The 24,889-nt window shown below is 68.8% G+C and carries 21 protein-coding genes and 6 pseudogenes; 13 read left to right on the forward strand and 14 right to left on the reverse strand.

All coding sequences use genetic code 11. From position 1 onward, the window contains the following. Nucleotides 1–51: 51 nt before the first annotated feature. On the reverse strand, nt 52–1,017 hold the full coding sequence (locus tag AVL59_RS20880) for a LysR family transcriptional regulator (RefSeq protein WP_067306658.1): 966 nt from the start codon (nt 1,015–1,017) through the stop codon (nt 52–54). A gap of 153 nt (nt 1,018–1,170) precedes the next feature. Here AVL59_RS20880 and AVL59_RS56470 point away from each other — a divergent pair, with 153 nt between their 5' ends. Next, nucleotides 1,171–2,265, forward strand: coding sequence for an aldehyde dehydrogenase family protein (locus tag AVL59_RS56470; protein ID WP_418361217.1), 1,095 nt, complete (start codon nt 1,171–1,173; stop codon nt 2,263–2,265). 181 nt (nt 2,266–2,446) lie between these two features. Next, a complete protein-coding gene (locus AVL59_RS20885; RefSeq protein ID WP_067306661.1) occupies nt 2,447–2,644 on the forward strand; it encodes a DUF1918 domain-containing protein in 198 nt (65 codons plus the stop codon). Between the two features lie 236 nt (nt 2,645–2,880). On the opposite strand, the gene AVL59_RS20890 is transcribed toward AVL59_RS20885, so the two are convergent. Next, nucleotides 2,881–3,396 (reverse strand): hypothetical protein, encoded by a 516-nt coding sequence (locus AVL59_RS20890; RefSeq protein WP_159399973.1) that lies wholly within the window; start codon nt 3,394–3,396, stop codon nt 2,881–2,883. A 156-nt stretch (nt 3,397–3,552) separates the two neighbouring features. Here AVL59_RS20890 and AVL59_RS53005 point away from each other — a divergent pair, with 156 nt between their 5' ends. Both AVL59_RS53005 and AVL59_RS56855 read left to right on the forward strand, forming a co-directional pair. After that, entirely contained in the window at nt 3,553–3,798 is a 246-nt protein-coding gene (locus AVL59_RS53005; protein ID WP_162494773.1) for a hypothetical protein, read from the forward strand. Nucleotides 3,799–3,801: 3 nt separating this feature from the next. Next, nucleotides 3,802–4,011 (forward strand): annotated as a pseudogene (locus AVL59_RS56855) (tyrosine-type recombinase/integrase); the annotation flags it as partial. A gap of 493 nt (nt 4,012–4,504) precedes the next feature. Here AVL59_RS56855 and AVL59_RS20900 read toward each other — a convergent pair. Both AVL59_RS20900 and AVL59_RS20905 read right to left on the reverse strand, forming a co-directional pair. Further along, the gene (locus AVL59_RS20900; protein ID WP_067306669.1) at nt 4,505–5,281 is read right to left on the reverse strand and encodes a class I SAM-dependent methyltransferase; all 777 of its coding nucleotides are present in this window, start codon (nt 5,279–5,281) and stop codon (nt 4,505–4,507) included. A 90-nt stretch (nt 5,282–5,371) separates the two neighbouring features. After that, entirely contained in the window at nt 5,372–6,043 is a 672-nt protein-coding gene (locus AVL59_RS20905; RefSeq protein ID WP_237281582.1) for a pyridoxine/pyridoxamine 5'-phosphate oxidase, read from the reverse strand. Nucleotides 6,044–6,572: 529 nt separating this feature from the next. On the opposite strand from AVL59_RS20905, the gene AVL59_RS50560 reads away from it, so the two are divergent. Next, on the forward strand, nt 6,573–6,815 hold the full coding sequence (locus tag AVL59_RS50560) for a LysE family translocator (RefSeq protein ID WP_237281583.1): 243 nt from the start codon (nt 6,573–6,575) through the stop codon (nt 6,813–6,815). A gap of 81 nt (nt 6,816–6,896) precedes the next feature. Further along, nucleotides 6,897–7,571: an HAD family hydrolase gene (locus tag AVL59_RS20915; RefSeq protein WP_067306675.1), complete on the forward strand. Its 675-nt coding sequence runs from the start codon at nt 6,897–6,899 to the stop codon at nt 7,569–7,571. 30 nt (nt 7,572–7,601) lie between these two features. On the opposite strand, the gene AVL59_RS20920 is transcribed toward AVL59_RS20915, so the two are convergent. Then, on the reverse strand, nt 7,602–8,420 hold the full coding sequence (locus AVL59_RS20920; protein WP_067306678.1) for an AraC family transcriptional regulator: 819 nt from the start codon (nt 8,418–8,420) through the stop codon (nt 7,602–7,604). Nucleotides 8,421–8,521: 101 nt separating this feature from the next. Between AVL59_RS20920 and AVL59_RS20925 the strand changes: the two genes are divergently transcribed. Both AVL59_RS20925 and AVL59_RS20930 read left to right on the forward strand, forming a co-directional pair. Then, nucleotides 8,522–9,328, forward strand: a complete 807-nt coding sequence (locus tag AVL59_RS20925) for a sulfite exporter TauE/SafE family protein (RefSeq protein WP_067317571.1) — start codon at nt 8,522–8,524, stop codon at nt 9,326–9,328. A 163-nt stretch (nt 9,329–9,491) separates the two neighbouring features. Beyond that, nucleotides 9,492–10,179, forward strand: a pseudogene (locus tag AVL59_RS20930) (M24 family metallopeptidase). On the opposite strand, the gene AVL59_RS20935 reads toward AVL59_RS20930, so the two are convergent. Both AVL59_RS20935 and AVL59_RS20940 read right to left on the reverse strand, forming a co-directional pair. Beyond that, on the reverse strand, nt 10,155–12,902 hold the full coding sequence (locus AVL59_RS20935; RefSeq protein WP_067306680.1) for a molybdopterin-dependent oxidoreductase: 2,748 nt from the start codon (nt 12,900–12,902) through the stop codon (nt 10,155–10,157). The pseudogene AVL59_RS20930 and the gene AVL59_RS20935 sit on opposite strands and share 25 nt — an antisense overlap. Beyond that, nucleotides 12,899–13,720: an FAD binding domain-containing protein gene (locus AVL59_RS20940; protein ID WP_067317573.1), complete on the reverse strand. Its 822-nt coding sequence runs from the start codon at nt 13,718–13,720 to the stop codon at nt 12,899–12,901. The genes AVL59_RS20935 and AVL59_RS20940 overlap by 4 nt, the downstream gene beginning before the upstream one ends. A 212-nt stretch (nt 13,721–13,932) precedes the next feature. On the opposite strand from AVL59_RS20940, the gene AVL59_RS20945 reads away from it, so the two are divergent. Together AVL59_RS20945 and AVL59_RS54500 are read left to right on the forward strand one after the other, a co-directional pair. Continuing rightward, a complete protein-coding gene (locus AVL59_RS20945) occupies nt 13,933–14,916 on the forward strand; it encodes a PucR family transcriptional regulator ligand-binding domain-containing protein (protein ID WP_067306683.1) in 984 nt (327 codons plus the stop codon). Nucleotides 14,917–15,029: 113 nt separating this feature from the next. Beyond that, nucleotides 15,030–15,080: pseudogene (locus AVL59_RS54500) on the forward strand (hypothetical protein); the annotation flags it as partial. A gap of 92 nt (nt 15,081–15,172) precedes the next feature. Here AVL59_RS54500 and AVL59_RS20950 read toward each other — a convergent pair. Then, complete coding sequence (locus tag AVL59_RS20950; protein WP_067306686.1) at nt 15,173–15,571, reverse strand: TOBE domain-containing protein; 399 nt, start codon at nt 15,569–15,571, stop codon at nt 15,173–15,175. A gap of 146 nt (nt 15,572–15,717) precedes the next feature. On the opposite strand from AVL59_RS20950, the gene AVL59_RS20955 reads away from it, so the two are divergent. Further along, nucleotides 15,718–16,074 (forward strand): LysR substrate-binding domain-containing protein, encoded by a 357-nt coding sequence (locus tag AVL59_RS20955; RefSeq protein WP_067306689.1) that lies wholly within the window; start codon nt 15,718–15,720, stop codon nt 16,072–16,074. A gap of 19 nt (nt 16,075–16,093) precedes the next feature. Here the strand turns inward: AVL59_RS20955 and AVL59_RS20960 are convergent, their stop codons facing one another. The 5 genes and pseudogenes from AVL59_RS20960 to AVL59_RS54505 form a co-directional block, all read right to left on the reverse strand. Next, on the reverse strand, nt 16,094–17,887 hold the full coding sequence (locus AVL59_RS20960; protein WP_067306692.1) for an Ig-like domain-containing protein: 1,794 nt from the start codon (nt 17,885–17,887) through the stop codon (nt 16,094–16,096). A gap of 74 nt (nt 17,888–17,961) precedes the next feature. Then, entirely contained in the window at nt 17,962–18,942 is a 981-nt protein-coding gene (locus AVL59_RS20965) for a hypothetical protein (protein WP_237281584.1), read from the reverse strand. Between the two features lie 1,004 nt (nt 18,943–19,946). Then, nucleotides 19,947–20,357, reverse strand: a complete 411-nt coding sequence (locus AVL59_RS20970; protein ID WP_067306698.1) for a DUF6234 family protein — start codon at nt 20,355–20,357, stop codon at nt 19,947–19,949. Nucleotides 20,358–20,684: 327 nt separating this feature from the next. Next, a pseudogene (locus AVL59_RS20975) lies at nt 20,685–21,125 on the reverse strand (transposase); the annotation flags it as partial. Nucleotides 21,126–21,807: 682 nt separating this feature from the next. Continuing rightward, nucleotides 21,808–22,028 (reverse strand): annotated as a pseudogene (locus AVL59_RS54505) (dihydrofolate reductase family protein); the annotation flags it as partial. 375 nt (nt 22,029–22,403) lie between these two features. Here AVL59_RS54505 and AVL59_RS20980 point away from each other — a divergent pair. Together AVL59_RS20980 and AVL59_RS20985 are read left to right on the forward strand one after the other, a co-directional pair. Continuing rightward, nucleotides 22,404–22,895 carry a cupin domain-containing protein gene (locus AVL59_RS20980; RefSeq protein WP_159399974.1) on the forward strand — a complete coding sequence of 164 codons (492 nt, stop codon included), beginning with the start codon at nt 22,404–22,406 and terminating at the stop codon, nt 22,893–22,895. Nucleotides 22,896–22,970: 75 nt separating this feature from the next. Continuing rightward, a pseudogene (locus tag AVL59_RS20985) lies at nt 22,971–23,429 on the forward strand (IS5 family transposase); the annotation flags it as partial. 567 nt (nt 23,430–23,996) lie between these two features. Here AVL59_RS20985 and AVL59_RS20990 read toward each other — a convergent pair. Further along, nucleotides 23,997–24,434 (reverse strand): subtilase-type protease inhibitor, encoded by a 438-nt coding sequence (locus AVL59_RS20990; RefSeq protein WP_067306704.1) that lies wholly within the window; start codon nt 24,432–24,434, stop codon nt 23,997–23,999. Nucleotides 24,435–24,889: the final 455 nt, after the last annotated feature.

Genomic DNA, 24,889 nt, shown 5'->3' on the forward strand with positions numbered 1-24,889 from the left:
CGCCCGCAGAGCGGGGATCGTCCGTCGGCGCAGCCGGTTCCGCCGGGCGGCTCACTCCGGCAGGCGCGGCGACTCCGGATGGCGTTCGCGCCACCGCGCGTAGGCGGGAATGGCGGCGCAGGTGGCACGGTACCCCTGCGCGACCCTGCGGACGATCTCCTCGCCGTGTGCGGCCACCGGTCCGTCCCGCCGCCAGCCGAGCACGTGCCGGTACCAGAGCGGATCGCCGGCGAGCGGACGCACCGTGACGCCGGGCACCTCGATGAAGGTCGCCTGGCAGAGGCTGACGGCCAGGCCCGCCCGGATGATGTCGATCAGCTGTCGGCCTTCCGCCTCGTAGGGGGTGCACGGCTGCCGGCCCATCAAGGAGAAGACGGACGCCCAGTACTCCCGGGTGCGGTCGCTGTCCGGGTGGGGCATGGCCCAGTCCTCTTCGATGAGGTCCGTCAGGTTCGCTTCCTCGTGATCGGCCAGCGGGTGCGTGGACGGGAGCAGGGCGAACACGGGCTCGGTGACGACCGGTCGCAGTACGACTCCTTCGCGCGGCGGGAGCTCGTGGCCGGGGTTGTCGCCGAGGACCGCCGCCTCCAGGCGTCCCGCCGCGAGGTCGTCCAGCAGCGGCGACGGGGAGTACTGGCATCGTGTCGTCACCTCCGAGCCGGGGACCAGCTCCCGTGTCGCCACGATGAGGTCGGCCAGCAGCGGCGCGCCCACCGATCCGAGGCGGACGCGGCCGGGTGCGGTGCCACAGCGGGCGGCGCGGGCGGTGTCGGCCAGCAGATCGTCGATGCCCGGCAGGATGGCCCGCGCCCGGGTGAGCACCAGCTCGCCCAATACGGTTGGCACGGCACCGGCCTGTCCACGGTCGAAGATCGGTCCGCCCAGCAGGGCCTCGATGCGCCGTAGCTGGGCGCTGAGTCCGGGCTGGGTCATGCACAGCGATGCGGCGGCGCGGGTCAGACTTCCGGCCTCCGCGATCGCGCAGATCACTCGCAGGTGCCGTACCTCCAGATCCATGGCGCGGATCGTAAAGAGCGTCGGGGCCGTCCGGCAGACGATGGGACATCACAGTCCTATATGAAATGTCACACGTGATCTGAGATCGCGCTCGTTACGGTGCCGGCCGTCGTCCCCACCGTCAGTAATCCGGCAGACCTTTCCGATGTCCTGGTGCGGATCCCGGCCCCCGGCACCACCACCGCGATCCACGCGGTGGAACGAGCCCGTGCTGCCCAGCCCGGCTGGCTCACCGGCGGTGCGACCGCACGCTCTGCGGCACTCACCGCGATCGTCCAGGCCGTCGAGGCCGCCGCCGAAGAGCTGTCGGTACTCGCCGTACGTGAAGTGGGCAAGCCGCTCGCCGAAGCGCGGGCCGAGGCGGCACGCACCGCCGCGATCTGGCGCTACTACGCCCAGACTCCCTTCGAGCCCTCCGGCGCGGTACACGAAACGGCAGGCGGCCCGGTGCTGTTGCTGACCCGGCGCCGCCCTCGACCCGCTGCGCGAGGCCCTGGCCGAGTCCCTGCGCCCGCGACCGAGTGGACGAGGCGCGCCCTTGTACGGGCGCGAAGTCGGCCGTCCCCCTCATCGGCAATGCACGTCTGCCAGGCTCGCGCGCTGAACGCGATGGGAACAGCGAGTCCTGCGGCGTGGGCGACCGGAGCTGGTACGTCAGCTTGTCGTGCGCCGTCAGGTTTGCAGCCTGCGGCCCGTGATGACGGCGGCAGCGACCATCAGGGAATAGCCGGTCAGCTCGCCGACCGCGCAGATGTGACGGGCGTTCCCTCTGGGTGCGGCAGGCGCCGCCGGACGGCAGTTGATCGACATTGCCGTCGGGGTGGACGTAGCACTTCAAGTACGTGCCGTGGCTGCCCTGTTGGCGGTCCTGGTAGGCGATGGAGCCGACACCCTCCTTGCCGAAGGCGACCAGCCTGGCGGGTGACGCGTAGACGGCGCTTACGGCGAGCGCGATCGACGCCAACGTGTAGCAGTCAGGGCAGCCGGCAGCAAGACCAGGAGCCACCCGATGATCATGCGGCTCCGGGCGGAGCCGGCGGTCCGCTCAAATCGCCGGAATGCGTTGTCGCCACACCACGAGGGCCTCATCCGGGCCACCGCCTGCGGGTCGTGACCCACCGGCTCACCACCGATCGAACCCATCGGCACCGGCGGGTTCGGCCAGGTCCGGAAGGCACACGACCCCAACGTCGGTGGCAACGACGGGTGGTTCGGCGCACTCGGCAGACTGGTGGGACGTCAGGCTGAACACCAATCACAACGTGGGGCTCTACCGGACGCCGTGGACCAACGACAAGGACATCCACAACGACCTTCACCACGTACCGTCGCTATTTCACCGATCTGCTGGAACATCCGGCTGCTTGCGCTGGCGAGAGCGATGTGTGGGTATAGGTCAAGCTGACGATGTGTGGAGAGAGGTGACGGGATGCAGGCCAGCGTAGGCGACAGGCTCCTTGTCCACGGCAGGATCGTGGGCCAGCACGATCGGACCGCCGAGATCATCGAAGTCCTGGGGGAAAACGGCTCGCCTCCCTACCGAGTGCGCTTCGAAGACGGGCACGAAACACTCATGTCGCCGGGCCCGGACACCGTCGTCCGGCAATTTACCGCTGAGCAGGAGTAGGTGACTGGCCGCCTCTTCCGGATGGCAGCGGTGGCACCCTGCCGAACGGCGCCGCTCCTGCGACCGAGGCTGCCAGAATGAGCAGCACCCCCTCCGCATCCGGCGCCGCCGCCAATGGCTCGCAGTACGGGCAGGTCCGCGTGGCCACGGCCTCGCCGAACCCCGTGGCGGCTCTCCTGAACCGTTGCCCGTGGCTGCGGCCTGGATCGCCACAAGGGCACTCAGCTGTGAGCGAGTCATCCTTCTTCGTCGTCCAGGTCAGCCACGTCTCCAATGGCGATCCGCAGGTCATGCATGCCCTGCAGAATGTCGATGAGGGCTTCCTCCGCCCCGCCCAGAGCCCGTCGGGTTCCCTCGATGTCGCCGCGCTCCGCATGCAGATGGGCGCTGAGCGCATACACCGCTGTCATGGCGGCGGCAAAGGAAGCCTCCCGGCCAGGTGGAAGCTCCTCCGCGTCGGGCGCCACCTGCATCGCAGTGCGGTGCAGTCTGTTCGTCAGGATGTTGGCCGCAAGGCCGGGATCCGGGCCTACCTGCTCTGACCAGCCGACCACTGTGTTGAGGACGTCCTCGATCTCCTCCTCTTCGGTCAAACGCGTCGCGGCGGTGATTTCCAGCTCTGCCTTCGCCAGCAGACTCCCCAGAAGATGCAGACGGTCCTCTTCCCGCGGACCCTCGGGGCGCACCTCCGGATCGGCCACCGGCTCGGCCCCGAGAGCGGCCAGCGCGGCATGGACCTGTTCAGCGGTCACGGGACTCTCGCTACTGATGCTCACGCCTTCAGCTTCACCCCACCGAGGCGCAACCGCCGCCCGCACACACCGACGGGCTCAAGAAAAATGCTCCCACTGTGCAGTGCGCAGGTAATCACAGCTGTTGCGGGCGAGGCTGTCGCTGCGGACGGCGCGATGGACGCGGAGGTGCTCGCGATCTGGCAGCCGCTGAAGTTCCAGCCAGCCTGGCCTTCACAGATGATGTCGCGGTTGTTCGTCAAATCCAAGATCTGGCGTTTGGGTGATTCTGCTGGTCAGAGCCGTGATTTCCGCGTCCGGGTCAGCAAGTGGTCAGCATCGGTCCGGACGGTGTCCCGCGTTGCTGACCTGCGGCCCGCGGCAGGCCCTGCTGCGCCGCCCAGCGCCCGCTATGAAGGCTAGAACCTCCCTGCGGAGGACGGCGTCGGCATGTACTGCTTCCGGCACTATTCTGCCTCGAACGCGCCCGGGAAGGGGATACCGATCACCGACGTGGCGGAATGGATGGGGCACAAGTCCATCGAGGAGACGTATCGCACTCACCGGCATCTGATGCCGGGCAGCATCACCAAGGCGGCCGGCATCTTGGACGCCGGCCTCTGGGAAGCGGCGTGATCGTCGGTGACGCGCGCTCGCCCGCGATGCCCCCGCCTGGAGCGATGGCAGCCTCGTCTCCATTGGCCATGACGCCAGGCTGGTGGCAACAGGCGTTACGCCAGGTCGAGCAGCCCCTTGTACGAGCCGCCGAAGCCCTGGTGTTCGTCGGCCAGGTGGATTTCCAGGATCCAGTGGGCCCGCCACCTTCCTTGGACCGTGCGGCGGAGCGGTTGGTCGTTGTCCGGGCAGAGGAACGAACCCGCCTGCGCTGACCGGGCGTTCGTGGTCGGTGTCGTACCGACCAGGCGGCCGACGTGCCATCCGCTCGGCGTCCAGCCCGCCTTGGCGGCGACGTTCGCTGTGGCCCGGCGCGACCAGGTCGCGGGCCATGGCGTGGGCGAACATGGCCTGCGCCATCCGCTGTGCCTCCACCAGCCCCAGGGCGCGCAGCCGCTCGTCCATCCGGTCGGGTCCCGCCATCGTGCCGTACCTCTTCTTCCGCTTGCTCTGCTTACGGGGTCGCGCGCACGATCACGAGCGAGCCTTCGTACGTCGGCTGACCGCGCAGGCGGCCGAACTCCTCGTCCCAGGCGCCGGATTCCAGGTCGTGGCGCAGGGTGTCGTCGAAGAGCTCGCGGACCCGGTCGTCGACGAAGCTCCAAGCCGAACACGCCTGGCGTGCGGCCGGGTTGAGGAGCATCTCGGGGCGGCCGTAGTACGCCTCGTTGAAGCCGTCCGTGCAGTCCAGGGGGATGGGCACACTCTGGACGGTCCAGGTGCCGCCCAACGCCTCGGTCAGCTCCTCGACGAGTGGGTAGCGGCGGGCTTCGGTGTCCAGCACCTCAGGTGCGTACCGGTACAGCCAGAAGTCCCGGACCAGCGCGGGATCGCAGGTCAGAATGACCACGGGCCCGCGAGTCACACGCCGCATCTCGCGCAGGCCGGCCCGGACGTCGGACCACTGATGCACGCTGAACAGCGTCATGGCCGCCTCGAACTCACCGTCGGCGAAGGGCAGCTCCTCGGCCACGGCATCGACCGCAGGAGCTAGGTGGGTCGGCCGCTGGGCACGCATCGACTCCGAGGGCTCGACCGCCGTCACCGCACGCGCCGCGCTCTCGTACGAGCCGGCGCCGGCGCCGACGTTGAGCACTTTCCGGGCGTCGCCCAGGGCCTCGGCGATGAAGCGGGCGATCCGTTCGTCCGGCCGACGGTAGGAGGAGTATCCGGAGCCGATGGCGCCGTAGTCGACGTCGCCGGCGCTGCCGTCCTGGGTGCGTGTGGTCATGGGGGGTACCTCGCCTCGTGAGCAGGGACAGGGGAAGGGATCCCCGCACGCCGGTCGGTTGTGCCGGTCGGAGTGTGGGGCATGGGCGAGCTACGACCAGAGCCGGAACCGCTGCCAACTGTCCCCGGCCCGCTCATAGCGCAACCGGGTGTGCACACGGCTCTTCGCCGCCTGCCAGAACTCCACCTCGGCCGGTGCGAGGGTGTAGCGAGTCCAGGCGGGGTCGACGAGTGAGGGCTCCTTGTCGATCAGGGCCAGGGACTCCACCAGAGCATGGTCGCGTTCAGCGGTGTCCGTGAGGTACTGGCTCTGACGGCCCGACAGGGACTCGGCACGGGCGGTCGCCGACCGATCGAGGAAGTCGGCTGCGCTGTCGTGGGCGGAGCAGGGAGCCACGGTCCCGCGCAGGCGCACCTGTCGGCCGTGCTCGGGCCAGTAGAAGGTGAGCGCGGCCCGCGGATGGACAGCCAGCTGGCGTCCCTTGGGACTGAAGCCGTGCCCGGCGAACTGCCATCCCGAGGCGTCCACCCCTTTGAGGATCAGTACGCGTGCGTCTGGGTCGCCGGCCTCGTCGACGGTGGACAGGACCATCGCGTGCGGATCGCGCAGACCGCCCGTCACGGCCTCGGACAGCCAGGACAGAAACAGGCTCACGGGATCTGCCGGAGCCCGCTCGGGAACGAACTCCGGAAGCGGTCCGGCGAACACCTCGATGCCTCGCAGCCATCCACGGACTGCAGTGCCGTGATCTCCGTCCCTCACCGGGCCGCCTCCTCCGCAGGACACCTTCATTGCCCCATCCTGCATCTGCGGATGATATTCGACAATCACCTGGCAAATGCTTATCTGAAGCCACAAGACGCATCGCTTGTAAGCGGTGGATGTTGGAGGTAGTGACGATGTGCATCTGTAGATCCCCGGTGCTCTGAAGCGGGCTCGCCGACCAGGGCGGCGATCACCTGGCCGCCGACGCGGCCGGCAAGCCACGTCTCGGCAGGCTCCTCGAAGCCGGGTTCGCAGTCGGTGCGGGGGACGGGGCAGGTGGCGCCGAGTGCTTCGAGGCGTTTGTCGGGCCGGCGACCGTGGCCGCAGAAGTCGTCGTAGCGGGAGTAGTGCCGCCATTTCTGCCCGATTCCGGGCAGAAATATGGACGTTCTCCAGCCGCCGACCTAGGGTGACCGGTCATGATCACCTTGGATGCGATAGGGACGTTCACCCTGATAGTGGGACTCCTTACGCTCACTCCCGGACTGGATACCGCACTCATCCTGCGCACCGCCTCAACCCGAAGATGGGCGCCTTCTACGTTGCGGTGCTTCCGCAGTTCATCCCCACCGGCGCCCCGCACATCGCTCTGGGCGTGCTCCTGGCCGGTGTGCACGTTTTCCTGGCCGTCGTCTGGTCCTGCGCACTGATCGCCCTCGCGCACGTGCTCCGGGACCGCCTGCAACGGCCTTCGGCCCGCCGCTACCTCGACCGCATCACCGGCACGGTCATCACCGCCTTCGGCATCCGGCTCGCGCTCGGACAGTGAGGCGCCGGTCGACCAACCGCAAGACGCCGACAGCTGCCGCGCGGGCAACCCGCCCATCACCCGAAACGAGAGGGCATCTGCATGTACTCGCTCCCCACCAGCGCCGACGCCGTGGTCTTCGACTGCGACGGCCTGCTGGTCGATACCGAAGCGTGCTGGACCGTTGCAGAGGCGGCCATCTTCGCGGCGCACGGCCATCCCTTCGGTCCCGAACAGAAAGCACTCGTCATCGGCCGGACCGTTGAGGCCGCTGGAGAGGCCATGGCCCAATACCTCGGGCGCCTCGGCGACGGTGCCGAACTCGCCTCCGAACTCCTCGAAGGAGTCCGCAAGGAGCTGGCCCGAGGCGCCGCAGCCCTCCCCGGGGCGGCGGAACTGGTGCGCGTCTGCCGGGCAGCCGTACCCGTCGCCGTAGCCAGCAACAGCCCTCGGGAGCTGCTGGACGCGGCACTGTGGTCGGCCGGCCTCGCCGACTGCTTCATCCACTCGTTCGCCGCTGACGAAGTACGTTCCCCCAAACCCGCACCAGAGCTCTACCTCACGGCATGCGAGACACTCGGTGTGGACCCGAAGCGTTCCGTCGCCTTCGAGGACTCGGCCACAGGCATCGCCTCGGCGCGTGCCGCCGGACTCTACATCGCGGTCGTACCGTCCCTTCCCGGAGCCGACCTCGACCACGACTGGCTGGGCACCAGCCTGGCCGAGCCCGCATTGCAGGAGTGGGCCAGGGAACTCGGATGTGGCACTGCCTGCTGACCTACCTTCTTCGACTGCGGGGCAGGCTCATCAGCGAGGTGAAGCGTGCCTCTCACGCCGCGCTGTTGGGTCGAGCCAAAAAGCATCGGGGCTCTTGTGTGCCGTTGGCGGTCGGCCGAGGAGCCTTTTGAACGCGGCAGTGTAGGCGGCCGGGTTGTCGTAGCCCAGCATGGCCGCGACGCGCGTCACGGGCATCCCCGCGGTGAGGTGCTGCAGGGAGTGCAGGATGCAGGCGCGTTGCCGCCATTGCGAGAAGCTCAAGCCGGTGCCGCGCTGGAACAGCCGGGCGAGAGTGCGTTCGCTGACGTTGAGGACTGCGCACCAGCGTCCGGGCGGGTCGTGGATGTCGGGCTTCCGCAGAAACTCCTCGCACAGGTTGCGCAGCTGCGGATCGGATGGCAGCGGCACGTCGAGGGGCAGCGGGGTGAGGCTCTTGAGCTCGTGGAGGATGAGGGTGGCGACCGCTGCGTCACGGCTGTGCTCGGGATACCGGGGCTCCATCTCAACGGCCTCCAGGATCAGCTCTCGTAGCAGAGCGGAGACGTCAACGGCCTGGCATCGCGTGGGAAACCACGGCACGGCAGCGGGTTCGATGTAGAGGCTGCGGGTGCTGACGCCTGTCATCTTGACCTGATGCCTGGTCATGGGCGGGATCATCACCGCGCGGGCGGTGGGAACCGTCCAGCTGCCGTCCGCTGTCTCGACCCGCATGATGCCGGTGGCCGCGTAGAGGATTTGGGCACGGCGGTGCTCGTGCCGGACCAGCAGGTGGTCATCGGGATAGTCGGTGCCGATGGCCAGCACGGCACGATCGAGGCCGTCCACCTCCGCGACCAGGATGTTGCGCATGCCATGAGGCTACGAGGGACCCTGCGATCTGTCTGCTCCGCGTAGGAAGCTGGCAAGTCATCGATTGCCCGCCAGGCCGCGTGATCCCTAGCGTCTTGCCGGTGCCTACCTCGTTCTCCACTCTGTTGCTTTTCGGGTGCCTGACCGGCATCACGACGGTGCTCTTCGGCTTCGGCGGCGGTTTCATCACCGTCCCCGTCGTCTATGGCTTCCTGACGGTGACGGCGCGTTCCGGAGCGGACGCCATGCACGTCGCCGTCGCGACCTCGGCAGCGGTCATGGTCGTCAATGCCACCGTGGCGGCGCTCGCGCATCGGCGTCAGGGCCGATTGCGCCGCGACTATGTCTGGCCGCTGGCAGTGTTCATCACGATCGGCGCCACCGCAGGATCCTTCGCAGCCACCTTGATCGGCGGTACAGCGCTGCGCCTGCTCTTCGGCGCCTACCTTGTGGTGACGATTGCCGACAGTCTGGTGCGGAAGGGCTTCCTGTCCGTGGCGCACCAGACCTGCCCGAAGCCCCTGGGCCGGGGCACGACCACCTTCGGTGGAATCGGCATCGGCTTGGTGGCCGCCGTGCTGGGCGTCGGCGGCAGTGTCATGACGGTCCCACTGCTCCGGCGTAAGGGTCTTCCCATGGCCGAAGCCACCGCCATGGCCAACCCCCTCAGTGTCCCTGTTGCCGTGGCCGCGACACTCGTCTACGCCCTTGCCCCCACCGCACCCGTCGGCACAGGTCAGTTCGGTTACGTCGATCTCACCGCAGGCGCCGCTCTACTCATCGGATCGCTGCCCGCCATCGCCGTGACGAGGCGAGTCACCAGCCGTGTCCCGGACCGCGTCCACTCCGCCGCCTACATCGTCCTTCTCATGATCGTACTGATCGTGATGGTGGCCGTAGGAGTCTGACTCGGTCGGCTATCGAACCCCTCGATTTACCGTGCCTGCGTCGATCGTCAGCCTTCTCTCTCGCTCGATCGCCCGGGGAGGGTACCCGGCACGTGCCAAGCCGTCGGAGTCCGGCCACTGGAATCCCGTTGCCGCTAGCGATCTGGCTGGCTACGTTCGGCCCATGGCGGATGACGAACCGACACGTGCCGCACGCTTGCTGGATGCCCAGGCGAAGGCGGCGCGGCTGTTCGCGGAGATCGAGGCGCGGCCTGGTGGCGCCGGGCCAAGGGGAGCGGGCAGTCAGCGACCGCGTCCGGGACCTGGCGAACGAGCTGTTCGGGACGACCCGGCACTGGCACAAGCGGATCGTGCGGTCCGGGCCGAACACCCTCCTGCCGTACAAGGAGAACCCGCCGGACCGGGTGATCGGCGCGGACGACATCGTGTTCGCTGACTTCGGGCCGATTTTCGAGGAGTACGAGGCCGATTTCGGCCGGACCTTCGTCCTCGGCGAGGACCCGGTCAAGCACCGGCTGCGCGAGGACCTGCCTGAGGTCTTCAAGGCCGGCAAACGGTTCTTCGAGGCCGATCCGGAGATCACGGGTGCCGCCCTGCACGCCGAAGTCGCCCGGCTCGCCGCCGAGGCCGGCTGGGAGCCGGGCGGCTGGCACGCCGGGCATCTGGTCGGCGAATTCCCGCACGAGACGATCGACGGAGCGGACGTCGAGTCGTACATCACCCCTGCCAACGACACCCCGCTGCGGCGCACCGACAAGACCGGGCGCCGCTGTCACTGGATCCTGGAGATCCATCTCGTGGACCGTGAGCGGGGCTTCGGCGGGTTCTACGAGGAGTTGCTCACCCTCTGATCCGTGGCGCCCGCGTCGCGCATCGCCCGCCACACCCGGTCGCGAGTGAAGGGCAGTTCGGTGAAGCGGACGCCGGTCGCATCACGAAGGGCGTTGGCGAAGGCGGGGGCGACCGGGTTGAAGGGGCTCTCGCTCATCGACTTGGCGCCCAGGGGGCCGATGGCGTCCGCCGTGTCCATGAAGTGGACCTCGGTGCGCGGAATGTCGGCGTACTGCGGGAGCCGGTACTGGCGGAAGGCGAACGTCTCGACCTTGCCGTGTGCGTCGATGCGGACGTTCTCGAAGAGCGTGGAGCCGAGAGCCTGCGCGACCCCACCCTCGACCTGGCCCCGGCACTGCATCGGGTTCATCACCTTGCCCGCGTCGGCCGCGTGCACGCTGCGCAGGATGCGGATCTCGCCGGTGCCGGGGTCGACGGCCACTTTGAACCACTGGGCGTTGAAGGCGACCGAGCGCGGAGTACCGCCGAAGTTGCCGTCCGCGGTGACCTCGGCGCCGACCGCACGGGCGGCCGCGTACAGGTCCTTGAGTGTCAGGCGCCCAGTGGGATGCAGGACGGCCTCCTCCGCGAGCCGACAGTCGGCGCGCGGGACGTGCAGGTGGGCGGCGGCGAAGTCGAGGAGCATGTCGGCGAGGGCGCGTGAGGCGCGCAGGGTGGCCTTGCCCGCGACGACGGTGCCGGTGGAGGCGAAGGCGCCGGTGTCGTGGCGTACGACGTCGGTGTCGGACTGGCGGATGGTGATCCGGTCGACGGTGGTGGCGAGTTCGCCGGCCGCGATCTGCTTGTGCACGGTCGTGGTGCCGTTGCCGAACTCGGCGGTGCCGACGGCCAGATCGAAGGTGCCGTCGGGCAGCAGCGTGGCCTTGGCGTCGGCGATGTGGCCGCCGGGCGGTCCGGTGGCGATCATCGCCAGGGCCGCGCCCTCGCCGACCAGCCAGCCCTCCGGTGCGGGAAGGCCCGCATCGGTCTCCGCCTGTGCCCGGCGCACGATCCCGATGCACTGGTCCAGGCCGTAGCTCGCGATGTGCAGGTCCTCCTCGTGGCCGCCCGGAGTGACCATCGGTTCATCGGCGCCGATGACATTACGAGCTTTGAACTCCAGGGGGTCCAGGTCGAGTCGTCGGGCCAGTTCGTCGAAGGCGGACTCGACGGCGAACATCACCTGGCCGAGGCCGTAGCCGCGGAAGGCGCCCGCGGGGACGGTGTGCGTGTACACCGAGTAGGCGTCGACCTTCTTGTTCAGGGCGCGGTAGATCGCCATGGACTCGCCGACGCTGTGGAACATCACGGCCGGGCCGTGATTGCCGTACGCGCCCGTGTTCGCCACGACCCGCAACTGGAGGGCCGTGAGCACGCCGTCGCGGCGGGCGCCCGCCTTCACGTGGATGGTGAAGGGGTGCCGGGTGGTGGCGCCGTAGAACTGCTCGGCGCGTGTGTACTCCAGCTTCACCGGCTTGCGCAGTTTCAGGACGGCCAGCGCCACGATGTCCTCGACCAGCATCTCCTGCTTGCCGCCGAACCCGCCGCCGACCCGGCCCGCCACCACCCGCACCTGCTCCAGAGGCAGGTCGTACAGGGCGCACAGGGCGCGACGGGTGAGGAACGGGGTCTGGGAACTGGTACGTACAGTGAGCCGGCCGTCCTCGTCGAACCAGGCGACGGCTCCATGAGTCTCCAGGCTGGCGTGTTGCCCGCGCTGGGTGCGGAAGGTGTCCTCGTAGACCGCGTCGGCCTCGGCGAAGCCGGCCTCGATGTCACCGATCTCGCCGTGGGCCTCGCCCACCACATTGTTCTCGGGGCGGGAGATGCGGTGAGTCTTCGCGTCCTTGTCGTGCACGATCGGCGCGCCCGGCCGCATGGCTTCCTCGGGGTCGACGACGGCGGGCAGCACCTCGTACGTCACCTCGATGCGGCGGCAGCCCTCCTCGGCGGCACCTTCGCTGTCGGCGACGACGGCGGCGACGCGCTGGCCGATGTAGCGGACGGTGTCGTCCAGGACTCGAGTGTCGTTCGGATCTTCCTCGGGGTGCTCATGCCGGGCGGTGGAGAAGTGCCGTTCCGGCGCGTCGTAGTGAGTGAACACGGCGTGCACGCCGTGTACGCGCAGGGCGGCGGAGGTGTCGATGGCGAGGATGCGGGCATGGGCGTGCGGTGAGCGCAGCAGCTTCATGTGCAGCAGCCCGGGCACGTCGACGTCGAACGTGTAGCGAGCGGTGCCTGTGACGACCTGCGGTCCGGCCGGGGCGGGCAGGCTTCGCCCGACGGACTCGCCGGGCGCCGGCTCCTCGGTGTTCTTCACGCCACGTACGGCGTCCTCGATGGCCCGGTAACCGGTGCAGCGGCACAGGTTGCCCTTGAACGCCCGTGCCAGGTCGGCCAGTTCGTCTTCGTCGAGCGCCGCCGTGGTCATCAGGAAGCCGGCCGTGCAGAAGCCGCACTGGAAGCCCTGTGCGTCGAGGAACTTCTGCTGGACGGGATGGAGGTCGCCTTCGGGCGAGGCCAGACCCTCGACCGTGGTGACCCGGTGGCCGTCGGCGCGGAAGGCCGGGTACAGACAGCTGTGGACCGGCTTGCCGTCGACGTGAACCGTGCAGGCGCCGCAGTCTCCCTGGTCGCAGCCCTTCTTCACACCGAACCAGCCGCGTTCGCGCAGGTAAGTGCGCAGACACTGACCGGGGCGTGGCTCTTCCTCATGAGACCGTCCGTTGACCTCGACCTTCATCGTGCCGCCTCTCCCAGCTCCCGGCGGATCTCCTCCGCGTACCGGAACGTCATGTGCCGCCGCCACTCGGGCAGCCCGTGAATGTCGTCGAACCACTCGTCGTCGGCGACGGCTGCCTCGATCGCCGACCTCAGGGCCTCGCTGGTAGGCGGCAGAGGGAACCACAGCCGGAACGGGCGGACCGTCGACGCGGTGATGGTGATCGCGAGGGAGCCGTCCAGCGGATCCAGCGTGCCGATGATCAGCACACCGGAGCGGCCGAGGCCGTAGAGCGACGCCTGTCGGAAGGCCGTTCGGCAGGTCAGGGCGCGGGCCGGAAGGGTCACCGAACGTATCAACTCGCCCTCGGTGAGGACCTTGCGGCCCGCTCCGGTGATGAAGTCGACAACCCGGACCCGGCGGCGGGCGCCGGTCTGGGCGATCAGCAGGCACTCCCCGTCGAGACCGGCCGTGAGGGAGATCATCGGGCCGGCCGGCAGGCCATTGCCCAGGTTCCCGCCGACCGTGGCCATGTTCCAGATTTTGAACGAGGCGAGGAAAGCCCGGCAGCACTGCTCGAAGAGCGGCGCCGCCTCGGCCACGAGTGCCTTCGCGAACCCGGACAGCTCGGCGATGGTGCAGGTGGCCGCGATCTCCAGCGAGCCGTCCGGGTGCCGCTGGACGGGGGTCCAGCCCATCCGGCTCAGGTCCACCAGGCGGCGCAGGTGCGGCTGCGGCTCCGAGAACAGATACGTGCCGCCGCCGAGCCAGCCGTCGCCCGGTCGCCAGGGAGCCGGGTGGCGTGCGTCCCGGATCTCCACCACCGTGTTGAGGTCCATGACCGTCAGTGAAGCAACGAGAACCGGCCAGAACGACTGGTTCACAGCACGGAAACGACGGCTTTTCCAGCCCGATACTTGGTGAATCAACCAACAGGCATACCGCTCACCTCTTCTGGCACTTACGACGTGATGACTCGCATGCACCTGGGGAATGTGAGATACCGAGTGTCAGGCACCGCCCCCGGCAGCCGTACGAGGAGCCGGAACGCATGCACGTCGAACATCTCCTTCAGGACGAGTCCCTCGGCGTGCGTCTGCTCTGGGCCGAGGACGCACTGCTGAAGCGCGAGATCAGCGGAGTCACCGTTACCGACCTGGAGGACCCGGCCCGCTTCGTCCGGCCCGACGAGGTCGTGCTCAGCGGTCTTGTCTGGTGGAGCGCGGGCGGGGGGAAGGACAAGGCGGAACGCTTCGTCTCCGGCCTGAAGGACGCGGGCGCCGTCGCATTGCTCGCCGGTGAGGAGACGCATGGCGCGGTGTCGGACGATCTGGTCGAGGCGTGCTTGCGGCATGGCGTTCCGGTCGCGGGCGTGCCGGCCCATGTGATGTTCCGTGCGATCACGGACGCCGTGTACCTGCGGCAGTGGGGCGGGCTGAGCCGCCACCATGCGCTGCCCGAGCATGTGCGCGTCCGGCTGAACCGGCTGGTGTCGCAGGACGCCGACCCGGCCCTGATCCTCGCCACCGCCTTCACGCATCCCGACGCCGACCCGGCCTACGTCCTGACGCCGCCACCTCGCCTGCTGCAAGAGATCAGCGCCGTCCTTGCCCGCTGCCAGGATGGGCTGGCTCACCGTCGGGCCACCGAACAGCGGACGGCGGACGAGCTCGGCAGGCTGCCGGCCGCTCCCGAAGCCCGTGACCTGGCCGGCGCGCTGCGCGCCTGCGGTCTGCCGGCGGACGGTCCGTACCCCGTGATCGTGGCCGACACCGGCGTACGGCGCGAGGGACCGTCGCAGGGCGCACTGACGGAAGCGGTAGCGCACACGACCCCGGCGTTCTCGGCGGTGGGGCGCCTGCCCGACGGAAGCGCCTTCGCAGTGGTACCCGAGGACGCCGCCGCGGCTCTGGTACGGATCTGGCCGCTGGTAGCCGCCTGCGAGCCGGACGTCCTGCCGCACGGCGGGCTCGCCTCACCGGCTACCGAAGCGACCGGGTTGCCGGGGCCCTGGCCGAGGCCTGTTGCGCCCTGACGTCCGCCCGGGGGACCGGGCCGGGCACCTCGGCCCTGACCGACGCCACCACCCTGACCACCCTGGAGGTCTTCCTCGCCCACGACGGCTCCTGGGTCCGTACAGCCGAGGCGCTGCACCTGCACGTCGGCACGGTTCACTGCCGGATCCAGCGCATCGAGGACTTCACGGGCCACAACGTGTCCCGCCTCCGTGACCGCCTCGATCTGTGGGCGGCCCTGCTGTGCCGCACGGACGCGAGCGGCACAGCAGGGCGCTACGACCGCTCGACGTTCACGCTCGTCGATTTCACCCGCGCGACGACCGTGACCCCGACGTCCAGAGCCAGCTCCTCCACTGCCTCCCGGGTCACCAGGGACACGATCTGGTGCGGACCTGCCTGGATCTCCACCCGGGCCACGACATCGTCCATGGCCAGGGCCGTGACGATGCCCGTGAGCGCGTTGCGCACGGAGGTCGGCGGCCCGGCCACCCCGCCCCGCTCGCTCTCGGCCGCCCGCTCCCGCACGAACCGCGCCAGCCCCGCACCGTCGATCACCCGGTTCCCGGAGCCGTCCCGCCCCATCGGCAGCCGACCCGCGTCCGCCCACCGCCGGACGGTCTCCGGACTCACTCTCAACAGGCGCGCGGCCTGGCCAATGCTGTACGTCGGCACGCTCGAACCCTAGCCGTCCCCTCTCCTCGCGGAGGCCGCACATGCTGCTGCGCCAGCTGGAGTACCTCGTCGCACCCGCCAGGGAACTCCACTTCGCCCGCGCCGCAGCCGCCTGCTAGTACGAGGGCCTGACCCCCGAGGGCGAAGTGGCCCTGGCCTGGGCGCACCGGATGCTCGCCGAACAGGACGCGCTCCGGCAGGAACTGTCGGCACCGCGCGGTGGCCTGACCGGAACGCTCCGGCTGGGTGGCGTACCCACGGCCGTGCCCGTGATGTCCCCGCTGACCACCCCTTTCTGCGACCGCCATCCGCGTGCGGGAGTGACCCTGGAGGCGCTGTCCTCAGCAGAGATCAGACACGGCCTGGCGGAGTTCGAGCTGGACGCGGCGATGACCTACCTGGACGACGACGCGCTGCGCCACGTTCCTCACGCTATTGGGGAGGGCGGTGCACAACACCGCCCTCCCCGGACTGTTGCCGCTCCGCCGGCATGGCCTCCCTGACGGGGCGCTGCCAGGTACGTCATCGGCACTGTCCGGACCGGGGCCCGCTCACGGTGTTGTCGCTCTGGTGCAGCTCCGGTTCGTTGCCGTCGCAGGACAGCGGGCCCTCGACGTGGTTGCCCTCGAACGCGGGTGCGGACTCGTCGGGCAGCAGGCCGCTGCCGCTGTTGCCGGTGATCCGCACGGGCCCGGTCACCGAGTTGCCGCTGACCGCGATGCCGCCGGTGTTGGCGTCGATGGTCAACGCGCCCCGAACGAGGTTGCCCTGGCAGGTCGTCGGCTCGCCACCGATCCGTACGTAGCCACTGCTGTGTTCGACGGTGAGAGGACCGGTGAGCGTCGACCCGCACACGGTGAGGGCGAGCGCTCCGTCGGCGGTGACGGGTCCGGTGATCCGCGCGTCGGATACGGCGAGCGATCCGCCGGGCTGCACCGTGACCTTGCCGTCCTGGCTGCCGCCGGAGCCGATGCAGATCGCCTCGTCGGCGGCGACGGTCAGGACGCCGTGGTGGGCGGCGGCGATGCAGGGCCGGCTGAAGCCGACCGTGATTTCCGTGGGGCTGTCGGTCGCGCCCGGGGTGAAGCCGGGGTCGCCGCTGAAGGTGGCTGTGAGCGCGTGGGAGCCGGGTCGGAGGCCGCCGGTGGTGAAGCGGGCCCGGCCGCCTTCGAGTGGGACGGTGGCGAGCGGTGTCGTGCCGTCCGAGATGGTCACCGTCCCGCTCGGGGTGCCCGCGGCGGGGTTCGCCGCGTGGACGGCGGCGGTGAAGGTGACGGGGTGGCCGAACAGGGGGGTGGACGTGTCCGGGGTGAGGGAGACGGTGGTCCTGTAGCGGAAGGAGACGATCGCCCTGCCGCTGCCGTGGTTGACTCCTTGGAGCAGCGAGACCTGGGACGCGGCCGGTGTCGCGTAGCTGCTTCCCCCGCCACCGCCGGCGCCGTAGAGGTTGCCCGGGTTGCCGCCACCGGAGCCGCCTCCGCCGCCGAAGTAGCCACCGCCGCCTCCACCGCCCCCGTTGCCGCCTCGGGCACCGTTGCCGCCGGGGCCGCCGCTGCCGGGGTTGGGCAGGCCGGTGTTGGGGTCGGTGTCGCTCGCGGGGCCTCCGGGGCCGCCGAGGGCGGAGTTGGGGCTGCCGGTGCCGGGCGTGGTCTGGCTTCCGCCGCCGCCGGCGACACCAGAGCCGTCGGGGCCGCCGCCCTGGCCGCCGTCCTGGCCGGCAGGGCCGCCTCCGTCCCCTCCGTGCAGGAGCGGTCCGCCGTTGCCCGCTCCTCCTCCGCCGCCGGCCACCAGGACCCGGTCGGCGGCGCCGAAGTCATCAAGCCGCACGTCGGAGGCGCCGCCCCCGGAACCTCCGCCGCCATGGGCGCCCCCGCCGCCGGATCCGTGACCGAATCCGCCGGGCCGGGCGAACTCGCCGTGCCGTGAGCTGCCCGGGACACCGGCGGCCCCCACGGTGATCTGGAGTTTCTGGCCCGGGGTGACGGCCAGTCGGGCCCGGGTCTCGCCGCCGAGTCCGCCCGGTGCTCCGGTGTTCGGCGGGTTGGGGGCGACGAAGCCGGCCGCGCTGCCGCCCTCGGCGCCGTACAGGTCGACGGTGACGGCGTCCACCCCGTCGGGCACCGTGAAGGTGTCCGTGCCGGTAGTGCCGTACGTGCAGGTGGGCGGGGAGGCGGTGAACACGCCGCCGACGCCGCAGGGTGACGCGGTGGCGGAATCAGCCGGAACGTCGGCGTTCGCCGGCAGCGGTGCGAGTATCGCCGTAACGAGGCCGGCCGCTCCGACAGCGGGCAGGAGCTTGGTTCTGAGGAGGCTCAACGGGGTTCCCTGAGGCAGGAGTTGGATCATCGGCGGGGAGCTGACGCCGTGGCGGCGTCGGCTCACGCGGTGACTCAGACGCCGTCGTCGGCGCAGAGCGCCCAGACGTCGGAGGAGGTGCTCGGTGAGCTGGTGCCGCCGGTGTGGGTGGAGGCGGTCCAGTACGCGGCTGTGGTGGTGCCGTCCGTGACCGGGGTGCCGCCGGAGTCGCTGGGGTAGCTGCCGTTGAGGTGGTCGCCGGCGGAGCCGGGACCGGTGAAGTCGGTGGTGGTGACGCTGCCTCCGCTGATCGCGGCGCCGCCGCTGACGAGCTTGCCGTCGTTGCCGCCGCAGCCGACGGTGGCGGTCTGCCCGCTGGTGGCGGAGGTGGGGCCACTGACCTCGCTGAAGCGCACCTTGACCGTCGTACCGCTGATGTTGATGTTGTTGCCGCTGCAGATGGCATAGGCGTACGTGGTGTTGTTGCTGTTGCCGCCGCCGCCGTTCCAGCCGACCGCGGTCCAGGAGTCGGGGTTGGTCTCGCCGTCGGCCGCGGCCTTCTGTCCGTAGTCGTGCGCCGAGTTGTTGAAGGTGGGGAAGCTCGCGATCGGCTTGAGGCTGCCGACGCTCGCGGGTGTGATGCGGGCGCCGCCGCCGAGCAGGCGGGTGTTCGCGGGGCAAGTGGCGGTGACGAGTCCGACCGTGCCGCTGGTGGTCGGTCCGGCGAGCTTGTTCATCACCACCTGGGTGTGGTTGATGAGGTTGCTGGTGAAGCACAGGGCGTACGGGGTGCTGGAGAAGTCGGCGTTGACCGCTCCTCCGCTGCCGCCGATGCCGAGCCAGTAGGTGACGTCGGTGCCGACCACGCCGGTGGAGCCGGTGTACTCGGTGCTGCCGTCGGGGCTGGGCGAGGTGCCGTTGATCTTGTTGCCGTTGGACGAAGTACCGGTGCCGATGGCCTGGTTGATACCGCCGCCGGAGAGCAGGCCGCTTGTGCAGTGCGCGTTGGTGGTGATCTCGGAGAAGGTGGAGGCCGGGCCGGCTGTGGCACCGGGGGTCTTCACCGTGACCCCCACGGTGTTGGCGTACGCGACGCCTGGCACTGCCAGGGCGATTGCTGCGCCTATGACCAGTGTTTTTCCTGCGACGAGTTGCCGCAGACGTCTTGTCTTCATCGAGTCCTCTCACGTGCGCGGGGCGACCGGCCGTGTGGCCGTCGCGTAACGCGCAGGGGGCGATGTCCGAGTCGCTTGCTGAACAGGGAGTGGTGGCTGTGCATGAGCCGATCGCTCCCTGTGGGGAGCTCGCTCAGGAGCTGCGGCAGCGGCGTCTCCAGGGTGTTCCGAGGAGCCCGCTGTCCGCTTGGAGCATGCGGACTCTAACAGCGACTCAAGCACGCATGTACAGACTCTTCGTGTAGAAAATCCTTGCGGATGCGGCTCTCATCCCTCGATCCGGGTCGCACCTAAGACGACCACACATATAACGGCTGCCGGTACTGGGCCTGGCTTGTGCAATGCTCCAGGCTCCAGCGCGGGAAAGTGCTCAGCGTTCAGCCCGGATGGATGACCTCCGGTGCTCACCCACGGGGACTGCGGGCCGGCCGGGTGGCTCCCCTCTGGTACCGGTGAGGTTCCCTTTGCGCGGGGAAACTCCCCTTTGCGGACCGTGAGGTCGCCTGCGGAAAGGTGCTGCACGGTCGGCATCGACGGAGGGTACGAGGACCGGATGCCGGTAAGGCCCACGGGAGGCGCGAGCGAGGTACCGCTCTTCCACCCACGCCGGCGACAAACGTCGTAGACCGCCGCAATCTCACCGAAGAGCTTCAAGCGTGTCGCAAGTGACGAGGATCTCGATGCGCCTGCAGGGCCTGATCCCTACCCTGCTTCCGTTCGTCTGTCGAGCCTGGGCGTGGAGCCGGAACGGTCTTCATTCGTTTACTGGCGTGCGGTCAGCAAGTGTTCAGCATAATCAGCATAAAGCGCGCATCTGTTGGTGAATGTCCGCGACGCGATGCGCCACCAGACGCCTACAACAGTGGCAGCCCACTCCCGAGCAGGCGCAATCGCCCGGACAGCTCCTAGCCGTTGCACCCCGCCGCTGACGGCATGTCACGGCAGGACCTGTCCTGGTGGGACTGTGCCGTAGCCCCGCCGAAGACGATGAGGAGGATCAGGGTGGCCATGATGCCCTGGCTGACAACCGTCACGACAGCCCCGGCCCGCGCGGCGATCGCGCTCGCGGCGATGGCGAAAACTCCTACTCCACCAGCGGCTACCAGATACCCCCACAACGAGTCGGCGTGCACGGTCTTGGCCGGGTCGAGGTTGAACCCGGACAGGAACCAGAGCCCAAAGACCGACATCAAGGTGATCAGCTCCAGGAAGACCAGACCGCACCCGGCTCCGATGTCGGCGCCCAGGTCGGCACGGTGGCGCGGCCGCGGGCCGGTGGTGGCGTCGAAGGCCGGAGGGGCGACAGGCAGGTCCATGCCCGCCACCTTGCCTGCGTGGGCGAGGCAGGCGCATGAGTACCCATACTCAGCTCCACATCAGGTAGATCCTTCGCTCCGCCGGGCGAGGGCTGCCACAGCGTGGGTACGTGACGCGCTCGTGGTGAGGAGCGCTCCCTAAATGCACATGCGTGCGGAAGGGAAGGGAGAGAGGACACCATGAACCAGGTGTCACCACCGACCACGACGGCCACGGCAAGTGTCTGTAGGTGTGCGGCGACTGTCACGCATGAAGGACGCGAGCAACAGCCCCGAAAAGCAGCTGGACCAGGTCCTCGGCGCCGCCAAGAGGCCCTGGCAAAGGCGTTACACGTGGCAGTGGGCGATCAGGCGGACGGTGAGGCCGAGGAAGGCCTCGTGGATGTCGTCGCGCCGTTCCCAGCGGATGCGCAGGCGTCGGAAGCCGTGGAGCCTGGAGATGGTGCGTTCGACGACTCAGCGGAAGATGCCCAGGCCGGAGCCGTGCGGCTGGCCTCGCTCGGCGTTCACCAGACGGATGCCCCGTTGCCATAGCAGGCGCCGGTACTTGTCGTGGTCGTAGCCGCGCTCGGCGAGCAGCGCGTCGGGCCTGGGTCTGGGGCGGCCGACGCGGCCGGCCACCGGCGGGATCTTGTCGAGCAGGGGCAGGAGCTGGGTGATGTCGTTGCGGTTGCCGCCGGTCAGCGACACCGCGAGCGGGATGCCCTGCGCGTCGGTGATGACGTGGTGTTTGCTGCCCGGCCGTGCGTGGTCGACCGAGCCGGGACCGGGGGTACAGGATGAACAGGGTCCCGCAGCACGCGTAGCTCTCTTCCCGGCAAGCGCCGAGGAACGAGTTCGGATCACAGGCGCCGCCCTCTGGGCCCGGGCAGCCCAGGATCACAAGACCGACTCTCCTTGGACCGAGAGGTCCCGGCAAGTATGCAGTCTTGCCGGGACCTTTTACGCTCTCACAACTTCCCGGGGCGCGCCCCCGCCCCCTTCCGCAGGAGAATAGCGTTACAGGAGTTGCCTCGTGAAATCGCTCAAGAGACCTTCATCCTGTTCGTCATCGGTAGGCTGTTTACCATCGCCGTCTACGCGATCAGCGGTAGGTTTAGGCTTCGACTGGGCGATTGATCCCTCGATGCTGGACTCTTTCGGAGGGGCTGCGGACGTACCAATCATTCCCATCGTGGCGAGCAGGACAGGGGTGGCGATCGCGATGGCCAGGGCTCTACGTGCACGCATGCTTTCCGCCTCATCTAGGACTACGGGCCGCCGCCAAGCTACCCCAGTATTCATTCTGAAAAACAACTCATCGAACTAACCACTCATACGGCCGAGTGAGCCTTCCGCTCTTCCGCTTAGCTTCAAGACGCCGAAGCAGGAAGTTCAATTGATGGCAGATCAAAGAGGACCGTTAGGATTGTCCGCGTCTTGAATTCCATCGACTTGAGTGCCAACCTGTGCCTTTCGGCCCGTCGACCACGTCGAAAAGCCGGCGGCCGAGGACGACGGCGGGTGAGAGGGCGGTCCCCTCGCGCAGGACCCAGCGGTTGTCAAGGCCTTCGGACAACGCCCAGGTGTGCAGGGCCTCGCCGCCGGAGCCCAGACCGTTGTCCGGGCCGGGGTGGGCCCGGTGAGGAAGTCCTAGTGGGAGACCGAGATGTCGGCGATGATGCGTGTCAAACCAGGGCAGAGCCAATCCGCCGCCCGAACTCATCGCTGAGCATCAAGCGTGTGCAGGATGCGACCACGCTGGACCCATCACGGCGTACTCATCGACCTTCGACTGCGACCTCCTCATGGGACCCCTGAAACAGACCGGCTGAACCCGCAGACCAACAGACCAGCAGGATGGTATGCCGTACCCGGCATGGGCACGGGTCCTGGCCCGGTCACTCGCGTGTCTCGCCACCTGGGGCTTTCTCGGTCGGATGCTGGGTTTGGCTACGCTGCGTTGGGGCTGCGGCCAGTGCGTGGACCAGGGCGGTGGTCTGCGGCGGGACCACCGACGGAGGCACTGCGGGACTGCTCGCACTTGCCATGGGTGACAATGCCGCCATGACCGATGATCAGTTCCGGATACCCGCCCGCCCGTTGTTGCGCCGCCCTGAGGACGGTGAGCTCATAGATGTCGCCGGTGTTGCGCACTACTTTCGGCTCACCGCCGAGCACACGGGAGGCCGTTTCGCCTTCGAAGAGTTCAGCCTCGCCCCGGGCACCATCGGTGCCAGACCTCATGTGCACGAAGGACATGATGAATACTTCTACGTCCTGGAGGGTGAGTTGACCCTCCACACCGGGGAAGGCGAGGTGTCGGCCGGCCCCGGGTGTCTGCTCGCCGCGACCCGGGGCACCCCGCACGGCTTTCGCAATGCGGGCTCGGTCCCGGCACGCGCTCTGTGCCTCTACACCCCCGCCGGTTACGAGAACTACTTCCGCGACGTCCACGCCGCCGTGAGCGTCGGCGCCGAAGCCACCGATGAGCTGCTGGCTGAATTCCGCAGCCGTTATCGGACCACTGCCTACGAGAATCCCCAGGAGCAGCCTTAGAGGGCATCTGATCTAGGTAGTTGGTGTTCTGGGATGTTTTTGTGACTGGCACTGTTGGTGGTCGTTGCATGAGGCGTGAGTGTTCGTCGTCCGTATCGCAGTGACGTGTCCGACGCCCGCTGGGTCTTGATCGAACCGGTGTTCACCGCCTGGCGGGCGAGACGAACCGGACCCGGCACGGCGGCCCGGGTGCACGATCTGCGAGAGATCGTCAACGCGATCCTCTACGTCAACCGCACCGGCATTCCCTGGGAGTACCTGCCGCACGACTTCCCGCCGCACAAGAGCGTCTACGACTACTGCGCGAAGTGGGAAGCGGACGGCACCGCCCAGCAGGTCCACGACCTGTTACGCGACAAGACCCGGCGGGCTCACGGCCGCAGCGCGGAGCCCACCGCGGCCGTGGTGGACGCGCAGAGCGTGAAGACCTCGGCAAACGTCGCCGAGACCAGCCAGGGCATCGACGCCGGCAAGAAGATCAAAGGACGCAAGCGCCACCTGATCACGGACACGCTCGGTCTGGTGCTGGCCGTCCGCTGAGAACGACGCCTCCACCCGCACGACGCCCTTGCAGTGCCGCGTGAACACGGTGTGCACGGGGTGGTGCAAGCGAGCCGATCATCTGGCCGCAGCCGAGACATCTGCCAACCCGTTTGTGCGGTACGGACCGCAGCTGGTCGAGATTTTGATGATCAGTCAGGGTGTCCGCTGGGCAGTCCGGTCGCGCTGGGACGGGGACGGTACCCAATCCGGGCGCGGCCGGTTGCTGGACCGGCAGCGTTCGCGCCCGGGCAAGCGTTGTCCGCTCCGCCCGGCGTGTGAGCCGCAGGCCGCGTGCGAAGGTGGGTCGGGGCTGGAGACGGCGGTGTGAAGGTGGTTGGGGCGGAGAGTCCGACGGCGTTGCTAGGCCGAAACCTTGGCTGCGCACTCGGTGAAGAGCGCGGCCAAGGGGCGTGAGACCGTGCAGGGTGCTTCCCGTTCCGGGGCGCCGGTTGTTGCTCACGCCGCCATGTTCGGCCCCGATGCCAGGCCGCGGGCAGCCGAGGAGGAGAACGTCTCCTTCGAATCCCGCGTGTCCTGGCCCAGGGCGCGTCGGTGAGGTCAGAAGCTGAAGAGGCTGTTCTGCTCGACCGCGTGGTTCATTTCGCACGCGTTCGCAAAGGTGTGTTTCCAGGAGGTGCGGGTTCCCTGCCAGACGCCGTCGACCGTGATGGTCACGGGGGACCAGAGGTGCATGCAGACCTGACCGGGCGTCGTGGACAGCAGGGAGTCGAGCCGGCCCTCGACCTTGCGCAGATCCGCGCAGGCCGCGGCGGGGGAGGGGTGGGTGCCGGAGGCGCCGGGCGCGCAGCTCAGTGTGACGGCGCGAGCTGCGGTGTCGGTCGATCCGCCGGGGTAGGACACGGTCAGGACCAGTGCCGACGGTGCGTAGAGGCTGGCCGGCGCCGCGGTGGCTGTGGCCGAGGTCGCGGCGAGTGCTGTACCGATCACGCAGAGGGCGGCTGCGGCGGTGCCGGCGAGGCGCAGGTTCGTGCGCATGGAAGCTCCTTCAAGAGGGTCGGGGGCCTTGTGGGCCGGGAGAAGCTTCGCCGGAGCAACGGGGCAAGGCCAGTTGACGGGATGTGTTTCAGACGTGCTCGACATGTGTGCATGATGTGAATCCCATGTGTGCAGGTAGCAAGGATTTCCATCTCTTCGAAGATCTTCATTCACTGTGAAAGTGAATGAATCCAACTAGTCTTGCGGGGGGAAAGAGCAGGTCGGCGCTGTTGCCGCGCTGGACAGAATGGCTGGAAGTCAGGGCGTTTCGCCATCTTGGCCCGGCGCCCCGCCAGGGCCTGTCTTCAAAGTCCCGCCTGCCCTTCGACGCCTGGCACGCACGCTCGCCGCGTTGTCGGGACCCCAGTACGTCCAGTAAGGGGGCGACCCTCCTCCTTGCGATCGCACGCACCAGACGCCGCAGGCCCCACCCTCCGGGCGGACGGCGCCACTCT

This window comes from Streptomyces griseochromogenes (genome assembly GCF_001542625.1).
Taxonomy (GTDB): Bacteria; Actinomycetota; Actinomycetes; order Streptomycetales; family Streptomycetaceae; genus Streptomyces; species Streptomyces griseochromogenes.

What these genes read in the sequence shown, in the direction of transcription:
- AVL59_RS20900 (WP_067306669.1), bottom strand. Translation starts at nt 5,281, where the DNA reads ATGACCACACGCACCCAGGACGGCAGCGCCGGCGACGTCGACTACGGC.
- AVL59_RS20970 (WP_067306698.1), bottom strand. Translation starts at nt 20,357, where the DNA reads ATGGACCTGCCTGTCGCCCCTCCGGCCTTCGACGCCACCACCGGCCCG.
- AVL59_RS20935 (WP_067306680.1), bottom strand. Translation starts at nt 12,902, where the DNA reads ATGAAGGTCGAGGTCAACGGACGGTCTCATGAGGAAGAGCCACGCCCC.
- AVL59_RS20915 (WP_067306675.1), top strand. Translation starts at nt 6,897, where the DNA reads ATGTACTCGCTCCCCACCAGCGCCGACGCCGTGGTCTTCGACTGCGAC.
- AVL59_RS50560 (WP_237281583.1), top strand. Translation starts at nt 6,573, where the DNA reads ATGGGCGCCTTCTACGTTGCGGTGCTTCCGCAGTTCATCCCCACCGGC.
- AVL59_RS20885 (WP_067306661.1), top strand. Translation starts at nt 2,447, where the DNA reads ATGCAGGCCAGCGTAGGCGACAGGCTCCTTGTCCACGGCAGGATCGTG.
- AVL59_RS53005 (WP_162494773.1), top strand. Translation starts at nt 3,553, where the DNA reads ATGGACGCGGAGGTGCTCGCGATCTGGCAGCCGCTGAAGTTCCAGCCA.
- AVL59_RS20945 (WP_067306683.1), top strand. Translation starts at nt 13,933, where the DNA reads ATGCACGTCGAACATCTCCTTCAGGACGAGTCCCTCGGCGTGCGTCTG.
- AVL59_RS20880 (WP_067306658.1), bottom strand. Translation starts at nt 1,017, where the DNA reads ATGGATCTGGAGGTACGGCACCTGCGAGTGATCTGCGCGATCGCGGAG.
- AVL59_RS20920 (WP_067306678.1), bottom strand. Translation starts at nt 8,420, where the DNA reads ATGCGCAACATCCTGGTCGCGGAGGTGGACGGCCTCGATCGTGCCGTG.
- AVL59_RS20980 (WP_159399974.1), top strand. Translation starts at nt 22,404, where the DNA reads ATGACCGATGATCAGTTCCGGATACCCGCCCGCCCGTTGTTGCGCCGC.
- AVL59_RS20940 (WP_067317573.1), bottom strand. Translation starts at nt 13,720, where the DNA reads ATGGACCTCAACACGGTGGTGGAGATCCGGGACGCACGCCACCCGGCT.
- AVL59_RS20990 (WP_067306704.1), bottom strand. Translation starts at nt 24,434, where the DNA reads ATGCGCACGAACCTGCGCCTCGCCGGCACCGCCGCAGCCGCCCTCTGC.